Below are 15,046 nucleotides of genomic sequence, written 5' to 3' on the forward strand. Positions count from 1 at the left end.
TAAAGCACTGTCATACTTCCAACAATTCCACCTAATATCAAGAGGAGTAGTTTTCATCGACCAGCTGTTTCAATTTGTTGACTTCAAAGTTTTTCAGCTCACGCCATTCACCTGACTGAAGACCATCGGCAGTCAGAAAAGCATACTGATGGCGATTCAGTTTTTCAACTGGAAAGCCGACAGTTTTCATCATTTTCTTTACCTGATGATTTTTACCTTCATGGATGGTCAGTTCAACAAGACTGGTATTGGAAGATGCATTGACATCAATAATTCTTGCCTGCGCCGGCCGAGTCTTGTAACCGTCAATGGTAACTCCACGCTCCAGACGACTGACAGCCTTTTTGTCAATCAAGCCCGTCACCTTGGCCACATAGGTTTTTTCCACTCCATATGTCGGATGAGTCAGCTTGTTTGTCAATTCCCCATCATTTGTTACTAGAATGACTCCAGTTGTATCGTAATCCAAACGTCCCACCGGATAAACTCTCTGGTCGATAGAAGAAAAGAAATCAACGACTGTTTTTCGGCCTTTGGGATCTTCGGCACTCGAAATCACTCCACGAGGCTTATTGAGGAGGAAATATAGCTTCTGTTCCTGAGTAATGGGTATATTGTCGACTTCAATGGTGTCGCTAGGCTTTACATTGACTCCCATTTCTGTCACAATCTGGCCATTAACTTTGACACGCCCTTCTTTGATGAGCTTTTCCGATGCTCTTCGAGAGGCTATCCCCGCATGTGCCATGACTTTCTGTAATCTTTCCATTTCATTGCTCCCTCGTCACTTTATATTTTAGCCGAAATTCAGCGTCTCATCGAACAGGTTCTGACTAACAGTCTGTTCTTCTAGCTCCAGTTCCGGTAGTTCTGTCAAATCATTAAGTCCAAAGTAATCCAAAAAATAGTCTGTGGTACCATATAAAACGGGCTTGCCCGGTGCCTCCAGACGCCCAATTTCTGCAATAAGCCCTCTATTTTTCAGTTTATGCAGACTGGATGAGAGCTGAACCCCTCTAATTTCTTCTATTTCAAGTCGGGTTATCGGCTGTTTATAGGCTATCACCGCCAGCGTTTCGACCGAAGCCTTGCTCAATTTTTTACTTAGCGGAGACTGGGCGTAAAGCTGGATAATTTGTGACAAGTTTTTCTTGGTCACCAGCCGGTAACTGTCAGCTGTTTCTATTAAAGTCAACCCACGCTGGCTGTTTTGGTCATATTCTTCTTTTAACTTATGCATACAAGCCTGAACATGATCAATCGTAGAACGGTTAAGTTGCGCCAGTTCACTCAATGTCAGGCCCTCTTCTCCTGCTACGAAAAGTAGAGCTTCATATGCTGCAAATTCACTCATCTACAGTCAGTCCTTTCCTTCTGAATTCAGAGCACTGAGGTAAATTTCTCCAAAGCTTTCTTTCTGCCTGACATCCAGTCTATTTTCTTTAATCATTTCTAGTACAGCTAAAAAAGTCAGTACACATTCTTTTTTAGAAGATGTGATAAAGAGGTCAGAAAAAAGAAGAAAGCCCTTGTGTTTGCTTAATAAGCCTTCCAGTGCATGGATGCGATCAGAAATAGTCGTCTCCTCCAACTCAATCATGCTAGGCGGCTGCTCTTTATAGCTGCTCTTCTGGAGCATGTCTGCGAAGGCGTCCATGAGATTGACTAGCGACAGCTCCCCCACCTGCAGAGGAACGGATTCTTGAAGATGGGCAAGGTCAGAATGGGGTTTGGAAAAATAATGTTCTCGGTCTGCTCTTTGCTCATTTAGACGGCCGGATGCATATTTGATCTTGCGGTACTCAAGAAGCCTCTCTTGCAGCCTCTCCATAGAGTCCTCCTCTATATCGAAAGATTCGCCCTCTTCTTCCCATTCGTCGTTTCTGGGAAGTAGCAACTGGCTCTTAATGGACATCAGCGTCGCTGCCATTATCAGATATTCTCCTGCTACATCCAATTTAAGCAGCTGCATAGCCTGAAGATATTTCAAATACTGCTCAGTGATTTCACTGATTGGAATATCGTAAATATCGATTTCGTATTTTGCAATCAGATGCAGCAGCAAATCCAGCGGGCCTTCGAAAACCTCCAGGTTTACCTTCCATTTATCTTCAGCCATTTTTTCAGTCCTCTTCGCTAGTCTTCCCAAAGTCTTTCTGCCATTTGGTTATTAAAGCAGCAGTTTCCAGGGTTCCTACAATTTTTTTGGGAGAACAGCTGTCTGATAGTGCAGTCAAAATTTTGTAGGCAATTCCTTCATCTCTATACGAAGGGTTAATTGCTATATGTCTCAAGAGAACAATCTCGTCTTCATCTTCAATACCTGCAACAGCTACTAAGTCCTTTGTCTCTTCACTTTTCCATAAAAACAACTGGCGATTTTCAGCCTGATCATACCACTGCATTTCTTTTGTCAAACGACTGGTTTCTTTCAGATCCGGCACGTAAGACAGCAGCCCCATGGTGATTTTCTGATAATCGGGTTTATACTTTACGAGCATTATGTGCCCTCCTATTTTTCGAACTGATCGTGTCTGCTGATTTCCAGATTAAGGAAGTCCTGGTATGTTTCACGTCGAACCGCAAGCCAATCCTGCCCTTTATCAACGAAGACTATCGCCGGTCTAGGTAGACGGTTATAGTTGCTTGCCATCGAGTAGCCATATGCTCCAGTGCTAAATACTGCGAGGATGCTGTTCTGTTCAGGTTGGGGCAGGATCAAGTCCCATATCAGCATATCCCCGCTCTCACAGGCTTTTCCGGCAATCGATACAGTCTCAACAGCAGACGCTTCGACCTGGTCAGCCAGTACTCCAGTATACTGCGCTTTGTACAAAGCTGGACGAATATTGTCAGCCATACCGCCGTCAACTGATACGTATTTTCTAATGCCTGGGACCGTTTTTTCAGTGCCAACTGTGTACAGACTCGTTCCTGCTTCGCCAACAATACTTCGGCCAGGTTCAATCCAGATGTCGGGTAAGTCAATATGTTTTTTCGAGGCGTGTTTTTTGACTGCCTGAATGATTGCCTCAGCATAAGCCTTTAAGGGCAAGGGTGAATCCTCTTCTGTGTAACGGATACCAAAGCCTCCACCCACATTTAAAACATTTAAATGGAATCCGTATCTTTCCTGCCAGTCTGCGGCTTTATCTATAAGTTTTTCAATCACAGCTTCATAGCCGTTCACTTCGAAAATCTGAGATCCGATATGCGCATGCAAGCCAATTACATTGATGTTTGGCATTTCATTAAGTTTGACTATCGCTTCTTCAACTTGTCCAGAGCCAAGGTCAAAGCCAAACTTTGAATCTTCCTGTCCTGTCGTGATGTATTCATGTGTATGGGCACCGATACCAGGAGTCACACGAAGCAAGACATCCATCTGGCTTTCTAGCTGACTCGTGACCTCATTTAGCATGTCTATTTCTACAAAGTTATCAACGACGACACAGCCGATTTTGTTCTCTACCGCTTCCTTAAGTTCGTTGAACGACTTGTTATTGCCGTGAAAATGTATTCGATCTGCAGGAAATTTCGCTTGAAGGGCCAGGAAAAGTTCTCCCCCTGAAACAACGTCAAGAGATACATCTTCTTCAGCCAATAGTTCATATAGAGCAAGGGAAGAAAAAGCTTTACTGGCATAGGCAATCTGCGTACGCTTCTCGTATCGGGCAAAGGCTTCTCTGAAAGCCTCTATTTTCTGCCTGATTAAAGCAATATCGTATACATACAGCGGGGTGCCGTACTTGTTTGCCAGCTCAACTGTATTGACACCGCTTATTTCAAGCTGATTATCCTCATTTACTGACATGTTCGACAGTAGTCTACTGTTCATTGATGTCTGATTCATATTCGTCCCCACTTTTCTATGTTTTATTCCTATTAGATTCATCCGTTCAAAAATTCGTCCAAGAATATCATACTAACTTATTGTATAAAAATCAAACCTATGTAGAAATTGCTCTGAAAATATCCAATAGATGCCATTCTGTTCAGCAACTCTATGAACTACCTAGCACGATTCAAAAAATGAAGGAGTTTCCATCTTGACAATAGAAACTCCTTCACAAAGCATTTTAGTGTTTTATATTTAAAGCTTTTGATTAAAGCTGTGTAATAACTTCCTTGACAAGAGTCTTGAAAGAGTCTCGGACACGTGTCGTCACTTCAACCACTTCATCATGATTGAGTGTTTCCTGCATCCCTGCTGCATAGTTCGTGATACAAGACACACCTGCAACTCTCAAACCAGCATGACGGGCTACAATGACTTCAGGAACAGTAGACATACCTACAGCGTCTCCTCCCAGAGTACGGACCATCCGGACTTCCGCCGGGGTTTCGTAGGTTGGTCCAGTTAACCCGAGGTAAACACCTTTTTGAACTGGGATACCGTGCTTCTCAGCCACCTTTTCAACAACTACTTGGTAATCCTTGTCGTAAGCTACGCTCATATCGGTAAAGCGCGGACCCATTTCGCTGTTGTTTGGTCCAAGTAGAGGATTGTCTCCCGTTAAGTTAATGTGGTCTGTAATAATCATGAGATCTCCAGGAGTAAAGGTTTCATTTACTCCACCGGCAGCATTTGTGACCACCAAAGAAGTCACACCTAGAGCTTTCATGATGCGCACAGGAAATGTTACTTCTTTTACACCGTAACCTTCGTAGAAGTGGAACCGCCCCTGCATGGCAAGAACTTTCCGTCCACCCAGTGAACCATAAACAAGTTTACCGGCATGACCCTCTACAGTTGATACTGGAAAACCAGGTATGTCTTCATAAGGAATGGCGACCGAGTTAGTGGCTTCATCCGCCAACTCTCCAAGTCCGGATCCCAATATGAGTCCAATCTCCGGCTTTTTTACCCCTTTATTCTTCAAATACGCGGCAGCATTTTCAATTGCCTTCAAATATGCTTTATCCATTACTTGTCTCCTTATTTTTGATTATTTCAGATTGGACAAAAAACTTTTTCCAAAACCTGTATCCTTGACTTGGAAATTTTCGGCTATAGTGGCACTGATATCCGCAAAGAATCCCTGATCAAGTTTTCCAGACTCCGTAAGGCTTGGACTAAACGCGAGCAGAGGAACAAATTCTCTTGTGTGATCGGTACCGTGATGGGTCGGATCGTTCCCGTGGTCAGCGGTAATAATAAACAGATCCTTGTTGCCCATTGCACCCATCAGTTCAGGCAAACGGGCATCAAAAGCTTCTAAAGCATCTCTGTAGCCTTCTACATTACGGCGATGACCATAAAGGGCATCAAAATCGACCAGATTTGTGAAGCTCAGGCCGGTAAAATCTTTTTTCATAACGTCCAGGAGTTTATCGACGCCATCCATGTTGGACTGGGTACGAAGAGCCTGTGTAATGCCTTGTCCATTAAAGATATCGTGTATTTTCCCGACAGCGACAACCTCTTTTCCGTCTTGCTTCAAAAAGTCCAGAACTGTTTCGCCAAATGGATCCAGCGCATAATCATGGCGATTGCTAGTCCGGGTAAAGCTTCCAGGTTCTCCCACGTAAGGACGAGCAATGATGCGTCCAATCATATATGGATCATCTTTTGTGATGTCACGGACATATTCACAAATTTCATATAGTTCATTAAGAGGAATAATATCTTCATGTGCAGCAATCTGAAGCACCGGGTCCGCTGATGTATAGACAATCAGATCCCCAGTTTCCATCTGGTGGCCACCAAACTCGTCGATAATTTCTGTCCCGGAGGCCGGTTTGTTGCCTACAATCTTTCGTCCTGTCTTTTCTTCGATCTGAGTGATTAGTTCGGCCGGAAAGCCGTCTGGGAAGACTCTGAAGGGTTTATCAATATGCAGTCCCATGATTTCCCAGTGGCCTGTCATGGTATCTTTACCAACCGATTTTTCCTCCAACTTAGTATAATAACCCAGCGGATTGTCGACCGGTCCGACACCTGAAACTGGCGCAATATTACCTAGACCTAGTTTTTCCAGATTAGGAAGGTTAAGACCCGCTTTCTCAGCAATATGACCCAGGGTATTAGCCCCTTCATCATTGAAGGCTTTCGCATCCGGAGCTTCTCCAATACCGACAGAATCCAGCACCATAAGATGTATCCGTTCAAACGTCATTGTATTTCCTCCTTATTGACTCTTTTCTCCAGAATAAGCGAGTACAGCACAAAAAGCAAGCTATGCATGAAGCTCCCGTTTCTGGACTTTACGCTCGGGGGTGATATTTTCCATAAATATCCTTGAGTCTGTGTTTAGTAATGTGTGTGTATATCTGTGTGGTAGAAACATCAGAATGCCCCAGCAGTTCCTGAACCACTCTTAAATCTGCCCCATTCTCAAGCAAATGTGTAGCAAAAGAATGCCGGAGCGTATGGGGGGTGATTGCACTGCTTATCCCAGCTTTCTGTTTGATTTGTTTGATTTTTTTCCAGACTCCCTGCCTAGTCAACGGATTGCCCCTGGCATTAAGAAAAATGACAGGCGTTTCTCTGTCTGCTTTTTTTAATAACTCGAGACGTGCTGACTCCATATAGTATCTCAGCCACTGACAGCCTATCTCTCCGATAGGAACCAGACGCTCTTTGTTTCCTTTGCCGACAATTTGAATAAGCTTCATGGAAAGATGTACTTCATCAGTCGTTAATTCGACTAGTTCAGTAATTCTTAGACCTGTTGCGTACAGCACTTCCAATATCGCCCGGTCTCTAATCCCCAGAGTCTGTGATGTATCCGGCGTATTCAGCAGGCGATCAATTTGTTCAGCTGAGATTATTTTTGGTAACGTATCCGCTTTTTTGGGTGTACGTATAAAAAGCATCGGATCTTCCGCAGTTATTCCTTCTTGCTTGAGATACTGATGGAATTTACGCAGAGAGGAGAACATGCGGACCAGAGTATTGTCAGACTTTGCTGACTGCCTTTCTTCACTAAAAAAAGCAAGAAGCACGTAGCGGTCCACATGTCTCCACTCTCCAACGTTCTGACTGTTCAAAAAGGTGATATAGTGCTTCAAATCCCTCTGATAGCTCTCGATCGTATTCAAGGCAAGGCCTTTTTCAATTTTTAGGTAAACAAGATAATCATCCAATGGCCTCTGATCCAGCTCAGTCATCGCTTTGCTCCTTATCCTCCGAGCATCTCTTGCAGTAACCATGAAAAGTCAGCCGGTGATCTTTCACCTTGAAATGATAATCCCGCTCGATTTCTTTTTCGATTTCATAGAGCATGTCGTGCTTCACTTCTTCTATGTCTCCACACTTAAGGCAGAGCAGATGATGATGCTGATGCTGATCATTATTCATATTCAAATCATAACGGGCAATGCCGTCCTGAAAAGTCAGCTTGTTGATAATCTGAAGTTCCGTCAATATTTCAAGCGTACGGTAAACTGTGGCCAGTCCAATCCCAGCATTTTTAGTCTTCACCAGCAGATAGATTTCCTCTGCACTTAAGTGATCCTTTTCCTTTTCCAGCAATACTTCCACCGTAAGCTCACGCTGGGGAGTAAGCTTGAAACCGGCTTCGTGAAGTTTCTGTCTAATAGCTTTGAAGGACGAGTCTAATTTAGTCATGAGAGCTCCTTAGTTAGTAATGATTATAATCTGAAACAGCTTTTCTTATTCCTCATTAGAATAAGTATAAAATAATCCTACCCAAGTCTCAAGCCTATTCCTTATCCTCTGCAGGGAAATCAGTTAAGCGTGTACCATGCTCATCCTGAGTTATAAGGTTTCTTTTCATTAGCCTGCCCACTGCACGCTTGAACTGACCTTTACTGATGCCAAACTGATTTTTGATTGTTTCAGGATCAGTTTTATTGTGAAAAGGTATCTCTCCATCTTCGGAGCGCTTCAGCACTTCCAACAGCATCATGGCATCTTCTTCCATCACTTCATGAGCCCTTGGCTTAAGTGAGGTATATAAAACTCCATCTTCTCTCAGTCCAATTACACGGCCCGAAATGGTTTCTCCCATTTTAGGTTCACTTTCCCGCTCGCTCGGATGAATGAACAGAATCAGTTTCTCTTCTGTTATGGCATAGGTACCGCTTTTCTTTAAGTGAAAGACTGTTCCTTTTACGTCATTGTTGTGCATGTCCTTTGTTCCTTCAACATAGTCATCGAAAAACTGCGCCTCTTCGGCAAGTATCCCCCATATACGGCCTTTCTCATCGACTTTGACTGAAAGAAACAGACGGTTTCCTTCTTTAGGCCATAGACGTCCTTCAGCCGGGAGATCATCCATAGAAACAACCACGTCTTTATCCGGCCAGCCTATGTCAACAAATACACCCAGTTTACGGTTCACTTTAACGACTTCGCCCCATCCGTAAGTACCGGGTCTTATGGCCGGAATATCGGTAGTGAATACTAGGGCATCCTGCTTATCCGCGTAGGCAAACCCCTTGAGCACGTCCCCTATTGATGCTTGCACATCGGAGAGTACCTTGTAGGTGACGCCGTTTTTTTGCACAAACAGCTGATCCTCATTTTTGTCGGTTACAATCGCTGTCAGTTCTGCTGCTAGGTTATTATTCATAGTAGTCTCCTTTTTCCTTTAAATAAAAATGAGACAATGACTGATATGAATGTCGAAGTACTGTTGAGTCAATAAACAGAGTTTTCTCATCCTATCAATCATTATCTCATCATGGGTCTAAATTATACTCTCGCTTTTACTGATTAAATCGCTGTTGTCGCTCCGCGGTAAATGATTCCTCGTCGCGCATCTACAGTGATTAGCTCGTTTTGTTCGATCAGTTCTGTTGCATTTTCTGCAGAAACAATCACAGGAATCCCCATGGCAATACCGATGACGGCTGCGTGAGAAGTCAGTCCACCCTGTTCAACAACAATGGCCGCAGATTTTTCGATAGCCGGCAGGTAATCTTTATCGGTATTCTTGACGACAAGGATACCGCCTTCTACTGCTCTTTCCATTGCTTCGTCAGCCGTGTTAGCTACAATCGCTTTACCGATCACAGATTCTGAACCGATTCCTTGACCGCTAGTCAGTTTCGATCCGATCAGCTGGATCTTCATCACGTTAGTTGTTCCTCTTTCGCCAACAGGTACACCTGCAGTGATCAGGATTAGATCGCCTTCTTTAGCATATCCTTTATCAACGGTTGTTTGAGTAGCTAGATTGAACATGTCGTCGGTAGATGTCGGCTTCTCAGCTACAGTCGGCTGTACGCCCCACTGAAGAGCCAGTCCACGAGCAGTTTCTTCACTGAATGTCACAGCCAAAATATCTGCTTTAGGTCTGAATTTAGAAATCATACGAGCTGTATGGCCAGACTCAGTCGCTGCAACAATAGTTGATATATTAAGGTTTTTAGCTGTATGGCCTACAGCTTGTCCGATGGCTTCAGTCATATCATTCTGGTCGTATGCTTTCAGCGCAAAAGCATCTTGATTGATCAAAGCACCTTCTGTGCGCAGTGCAATGTTGTGCATAGTCTGTACAGCTTCTACTGGATAGTCTCCAGCAGCGGTTTCACCGGAAAGCATGATGGCATCCGTACCATCAAAGATGGCATTTGCCACGTCTGAGGCTTCTGCACGAGTCGGACGAGGATTGACTTGCATAGAATCCAGCATCTGTGTAGCAGTAATGACAGGTTTACCTGCATCGTTACATAATTTAATCATGCGTTTTTGAACAATCGGCACGTCCTCGGTTGGGATTTCCACTCCAAGGTCACCACGCGCAACCATCAGACCATCGGAAATCTTGACAATTTCTTCTACGTTGTCGACACCTTCCTGGTTTTCAATTTTCGGAATGATTTGTACGTGCATTTTGTCTTCTTTTTCAAGAATTTCAGTGATTTCCAGTACGTCTGATGGACGTCTAACAAAAGAAGCCGCAATATAGTCGATACCGTTCTCCAGTCCGAACATGATGTCCGCACGGTCTTTTTCAGTCAGACCTGGAAGATTGACAGATACACCTGGTACATTAACACCTTTTTTGTTTTTAAGCACGCCAGTGTTTTGTGCAGTTGTCACGATATCTTCATTTTCTCGATCAATATCTGTTACTTCAAGACTGATCAGTCCATCGTCCAGCAGGATAATAGATCCAGGATTAACATCATTGATCAAAGAAGAATAGGAGACAGAAAAACGTTCATTTGTTCCCTCTACTTCATTCATGGAAACACGGACAACATCGCCTTTAGTAATTGTTGTTTTACCGTCTTTCATGTTGTGCGTTCTAATTTCAGGTCCTTTAGTATCAAGCATGATGCCGACCATTTTGCCTGTTTCTTCAGAAGCCTTGCGGATATTTTTAATACGTCCTAGGTGCTCTTCAAAGTCACCGTGCGAAAAGTTCAGACGTGCCACATTCATACCGGATTCGATCAGTTTGACCAAGGTCTCATACGATTCACTGGCCGGCCCAATTGTACAAACTATTTTAGTTTTTTTCATATATAACTCTCCTAAAAAATTATTTGATTAATAAATGATGATTCAAGCAATTGTCTTGATCTAACGCTTGTTAGTTGGAAATTTCTTCGTTTAGTTTGAGGAGTTCCATATTCGGTGTATGCGTCATATTGTCAAGCGTGTCGATGATTCCCGATACAACGATTTCCTCGTTTCTCAAGCCGAGACAGACTCCACCTTGACCGTCCTTAAGAACATCTACAGCCTTAGCCCCAAAACGTGAAGCCAGTACCCGGTCTCTAGCAGATGGTGACCCCCCACGCTGAACATGTCCAAGTACACTGACTCTGACATGGAAATTGTCGATGGCATCGAGTTTCTGAGCAAACTCATTGCCGTCCATCACCCCTTCAGCTAAAACGATGATGCTATGTTTCTTCCCTCTTTCACGGCCTTCTCGGATATTGTCAGCAACTTCTGTGATATCGAAGCCTTTTTCTGGAATAATAATTTGTTCAGCCCCACTAGCTACACCTGTCCACAGAGCGATATCTCCAGCATCACGGCCCATTACTTCAATCACGAATGTACGGACATGCGAAGTAGCTGTGTCTCTGATTCGGTCAAGAGCATCCAGAACTGTATTGATACTGGTGTCAAAACCAATTGTATAGTCTGTACCCGGGATATCGTTATCAATTGTTCCAGGAATACCGACGCACGGGAATCCATGTTTGGTCAAAGCATAAGCCCCGCGATATGATCCGTCTCCACCAATGACGACAAGCCCTTCGATACCGAAGCGTTTGAGCTGCTCGATGCCCTTCAGCTGGCCCTCTTCAGTTGCAAACTGAGGGTATCTTGCAGAGTACAAAAACGTTCCACCGCGCTGAATCATGTCTCCGACATCTCTACGAGTCAGTTTTCTGATATCCCCAGCAACAAGTCCGGCAAAGCCGTAATTCACTCCGTACACTTCCATACCTTCGTAGAGAGCTTTCCTGACAACAGCACGAATGGCTGCATTCATGCCCGGTGCGTCTCCTCCACTTGTGAGAATCCCTATTCTTTTCATCTTAATCCACCTTCAATGCAAATTTTCTTCATTCCCTGCTGCGGTTGCAGCCTGGATATGTAAAATGTAAAGCAGCAAAGTCGCTTTCTTTGCGGCATGCACATTTCACCTTAAATCATCATTTATTTACATCCATCTACTATCTTATCATTTTTAGACATACTTGTCTTTCAAAAAACAAAGATAACTGTTATTTTTATTCTTACCGTAACTGTACATAGTCACTTCCAAGCAGGACGGAGAGGTCTTTGAGGCAGGATTCAACGGGGTCCACATTAAATTTCGACTTCAGTTTTTCTTTCTTTGTCGTAGCTGCGTCATACACAATCACGGGAACTGTCCCCTGATATGACGACAAAATAGAAAGCACTTGTTTAAGTTTCTCTTTCTCCTGACTAAGCTCATCAAATTTTATAAATAGAAACTGCTGAGTGTTCTCAACCTTATAGCTTGCAGGGCTGACCTGATTTATAAGGATATTCATCTGCCCTTTTTTTATTTCCGCTTTACCTGTAACTTCAAGGAGCGCACCTGACGTCAGCAACCTCGAACATTTCCGGTATACCGCTGGAAATAAAACGCCTGTTCCTTCTCCCGAAGAATCTGACATGTTCAAAAAGGCCATTGGCTCTCCTTTTTTAGTCTGAATTTTTTTTACTTCCTCCACCTGTATAATATAACTTCCCACAGAACCGGCTTCTGACATGGTAAGAAACTTACGGTTTTGAACAGTAAACTTTTCGGTCGGGTGTCCTGACAAGTAGAACCCAGTGACTTGATACTCCTGTTTCAGCCTTTCTTCAAACGGCAGCTCTTCAATTTTTTCAATTCGAGGTGTTAATGATGCAAACAGTTCCAGATTGCCGTTGCTCATCTGGATACTGTCCAAAACTGAATCAAGTGAGTGGATCAGCGTGGCCCTACTGTCTCCCAGTTCGTCGAAGCAGCCTGCCTGGATCAAGGGCAGAACTATTGCCTGCTTTCTCCATCTTTGATCAATCCGTCGGAGGAAATCCTGCATATCTTTGTAAGACCCTCCCTGTCTGCGCTCAAAAAGGATATGGCGAATAAAATCTTTCCTAATTCCTTTGATACTGTCTAGCCCGAACGTAATCGCCTGATCGTTGACTGTAAAAGATGCAGCACTTTTGTTAATGTCCGGTTTGCTGATGGATACTCCTCGCCCTTTGGCTTCCATAATATATTTTCTGACTTTATCTTTATTATTGGCAGAAGATTTCAAAAGAGAGACAAAGAAGACTTCTGGTTCATGTACTTTGAAGTAAGCCAATTGAAAAGCAAGTTTTGAATAGGACACCGCATGCGACCGATTGAAACCATAGTTTGCAAAGCGTTCAATCAAATCGTAGACTGACACGGCAATATCACGGCTGTACCCCACTTCCTTGGCGCCTGCAACAAAATGGTTTCTACCTGCATCTATCTCTACTTTGATTTTTTTAGATATAGCCCGCCTTAGGATATCCGCTTCTGCCAGACTATAGCCTGCTATTTTCGAAGCCACTTTCATAACCTGTTCTTGGTAGACCATGACGCCATATGTGACGTCTAGGATATCTGATAAGTCCGGGTGCGGATACGTGATGGGCTGTTCCCCTTTTTTGCGGGCGATATAGGTATCAATCTGCTCCATAGGCCCTGGTCTGTACAAGGCATTTACTGCTACAATATCTTCAAAATGAGTAGGCTTCAGTTTTTTGAGCACTCTTTGTATTCCGGTCGATTCAAACTGAAAAATACCATTGGTGTCGCCCTTTTTGAACAAAGCGAGTGTTTCGGAATCATCGAGAGGAATCTGGTGTACTTTCTGCTGAAATTTGCCTTTCAATGACTTCGTTAGAGAAAGGCAATCAGACAAAATAGTCAAGTTTTTCAATCCAAGAAAATCCATTTTCAAAAGCCCAACGGTTTCTACATCATTCATGGTGAATTGTGTCAACGGCATAACTCCACTTCCCTCTTGGAGAGGTGTAGAGTAAATAAGAGGCTCCTTGGAAATTACAACTCCAGCTGCATGCGTCGATACATGTCTAGGAAGACCTTCTATTCTTTTGGCAACCGAAAACAAGGCCGATCCGGTGTCACTGCCTGCCGTCAATTGTCTCAGCTCAGCTGATTCCTTATAGGCTTCTTCCAGAGAAATACCTGGTCGGGATGGAATAGCCTGGGACCATTTTTTCAGTTCATCTGTTGTAAGGCCATAGGTCCGACCGACATCCCGGACTGCCATTTTAGCTGCAAATGTTCCAAACGTCGCAATTTGTGCGACATGTTCATATCCATATTTATCGTGGACATAAGCGAGTATTTTTTCCCGTTTGTCATCAGGGAAGTCCAGGTCGATATCTGGAAGTGTGAACCGCTCTTCATTTAGAAAACGGTCAAACAGCAAATCATAGACCACGGGATCTACGTCAGTAATTCTTAGCACATAAGAAACGAGTGAGCCTGCTGCTGATCCCCGTCCCGAACCGGTTGCAATATTTTCTCTGTGTGCATATTTCATTAAATCCCATATGATCAGAAAGTAATCTGCAAAGCCCATTTTGCAGATGACCTGAAGTTCCTTGTTCAGCCTTGTCTGATACTGTTCATTAGCTCCCGGAACGGTTTTTTGCAGCCACTCCCAACTAACCTGCTTGAGATACGCCTCTGAGGAGAGTGTATCAGGGGTATTAAACTCTGGGAGCATCGGCTGCCAGTCAAAATCAAGCTCAATACGCTCAGAAATCTCCACAGTTGCCTGAACCGCTGAAAGCAGTCCCTTTTTTTCATAAAAAGAAGAGACTTGCATAGGGGTTTTAAGAATATGTTGGAGGTTTTGTTCGTCCTCTTTTTTGCCTTCACTGAGCGTTTGCTGTTCTTTAATGGCTTTCAGCACCTCTGCAGCACGAACATCAGCCGGCTCCAGACCGGTAACAGCTTCCATTACCACTGGCTGAATGCTTAGACTTCTGATTGTATCGACTAGTTCATTAATTAATCGTTCCTGATGATCTTTCCACTGTATTCCTACATAAAAATAATTCAGTTGAGAGTGGAAGGCCTTCAGACTTTCAGCTGCAGACTCTTTATGCAACTGAGTGAGTTGATTTGCTTCAGCATCATAAATAACAGTAAGCTGCTCGCTGAAAGAGACTAAATCATCTAGCCTCAATCTTTTTTTATTAAGCATGACATCTGTAGAAAGGGACATCAAGGCCTGGAAGCCTTCCTGATTATGAGCCAGCAGAGTGAGTGCAGAATCCTTCTCTTTTAACGGGTGAGCGGCTACTTCTACAGATAAGCCGAGTATCGGTTTTATTCCCTGCTTGACCGCCTCCTGATAAAATTCTATTGCTCCGTACATGACATTTTTGTCTGTGAGCGCTAAAGCCTTATAGCCTTTTTCCTTAGCCTTGCTGATCAGTGCCGGAATCGACACTGTGCTTTCCAGCAAAGAATACGAACTGTAAACTTTCAGTGGTATGTATTCCATTGAATCGATCCTCCCATGTATCCTGTCTGTGTACTGGACACCCCGCACAAGAAAACTCTCATTACTAGCAGTG

13 protein-coding genes are annotated in these 15,046 nt (G+C 43.7%); all 13 read right to left on the minus strand.

The window, feature by feature from the left end; translation table 11 throughout:
• Window positions 1-37: 37 nt before the first annotated feature.
• On the minus strand, window positions 38-769 hold the full coding sequence (locus tag ADIAL_RS01595; protein WP_034299169.1) for a pseudouridine synthase: 732 nt from the start codon (window positions 767-769) through the stop codon (window positions 38-40).
• A 27-nt stretch (window positions 770-796) separates the two neighbouring features.
• Complete coding sequence (gene scpB / locus ADIAL_RS01600) at window positions 797-1,354, minus strand: SMC-Scp complex subunit ScpB (protein WP_034299171.1); 558 nt, start codon at window positions 1,352-1,354, stop codon at window positions 797-799.
• A 6-nt stretch (window positions 1,355-1,360) separates the two neighbouring features.
• A complete protein-coding gene (locus ADIAL_RS01605; protein WP_034299172.1) occupies window positions 1,361-2,119 on the minus strand; it encodes a segregation and condensation protein A in 759 nt (252 codons plus the stop codon).
• Window positions 2,120-2,123: 4 nt separating this feature from the next.
• Window positions 2,124-2,501, minus strand: a complete 378-nt coding sequence (locus tag ADIAL_RS01610) for a GNAT family N-acetyltransferase (RefSeq protein WP_034299174.1) — start codon at window positions 2,499-2,501, stop codon at window positions 2,124-2,126.
• A gap of 11 nt (window positions 2,502-2,512) precedes the next feature.
• Entirely contained in the window at window positions 2,513-3,838 is a 1,326-nt protein-coding gene (lysA, locus tag ADIAL_RS01615; RefSeq protein ID WP_034299393.1) for a diaminopimelate decarboxylase, read from the minus strand.
• A gap of 268 nt (window positions 3,839-4,106) precedes the next feature.
• A complete protein-coding gene (locus ADIAL_RS01620) occupies window positions 4,107-4,928 on the minus strand; it encodes a purine-nucleoside phosphorylase (RefSeq protein WP_034299186.1) in 822 nt (273 codons plus the stop codon).
• A 21-nt stretch (window positions 4,929-4,949) separates the two neighbouring features.
• Window positions 4,950-6,119 (minus strand): phosphopentomutase, encoded by a 1,170-nt coding sequence (gene deoB / locus ADIAL_RS01625; RefSeq protein WP_034299189.1) that lies wholly within the window; start codon window positions 6,117-6,119, stop codon window positions 4,950-4,952.
• 88 nt (window positions 6,120-6,207) lie between these two features.
• On the minus strand, window positions 6,208-7,113 hold the full coding sequence (xerD, locus tag ADIAL_RS01630; protein ID WP_034299191.1) for a site-specific tyrosine recombinase XerD: 906 nt from the start codon (window positions 7,111-7,113) through the stop codon (window positions 6,208-6,210).
• The gene (gene fur / locus ADIAL_RS01635) at window positions 7,106-7,573 is read right to left on the minus strand and encodes a ferric iron uptake transcriptional regulator (protein ID WP_034299192.1); all 468 of its coding nucleotides are present in this window, start codon (window positions 7,571-7,573) and stop codon (window positions 7,106-7,108) included. The genes xerD and fur overlap by 8 nt, the downstream gene beginning before the upstream one ends.
• A 94-nt stretch (window positions 7,574-7,667) precedes the next feature.
• Window positions 7,668-8,540 (minus strand): CvfB family protein, encoded by an 873-nt coding sequence (locus tag ADIAL_RS01640; protein ID WP_034299193.1) that lies wholly within the window; start codon window positions 8,538-8,540, stop codon window positions 7,668-7,670.
• A 143-nt stretch (window positions 8,541-8,683) separates the two neighbouring features.
• The gene (pyk, locus tag ADIAL_RS01645; RefSeq protein ID WP_034299196.1) at window positions 8,684-10,441 is read right to left on the minus strand and encodes a pyruvate kinase; all 1,758 of its coding nucleotides are present in this window, start codon (window positions 10,439-10,441) and stop codon (window positions 8,684-8,686) included.
• A 70-nt stretch (window positions 10,442-10,511) separates the two neighbouring features.
• On the minus strand, window positions 10,512-11,474 hold the full coding sequence (gene pfkA, locus ADIAL_RS01650; protein WP_034299199.1) for a 6-phosphofructokinase: 963 nt from the start codon (window positions 11,472-11,474) through the stop codon (window positions 10,512-10,514).
• Window positions 11,475-11,676: 202 nt separating this feature from the next.
• Window positions 11,677-14,973 carry a DNA polymerase III subunit alpha gene (gene dnaE, locus ADIAL_RS01655; RefSeq protein ID WP_034299202.1) on the minus strand — a complete coding sequence of 1,099 codons (3,297 nt, stop codon included), beginning with the start codon at window positions 14,971-14,973 and terminating at the stop codon, window positions 11,677-11,679.
• Window positions 14,974-15,046: the final 73 nt, after the last annotated feature.

Source organism: Alkalibacterium sp. AK22 (assembly GCF_000585255.1).
Taxonomy (GTDB): Bacteria; Bacillota; Bacilli; order Lactobacillales; family Carnobacteriaceae_A; genus Alkalibacterium.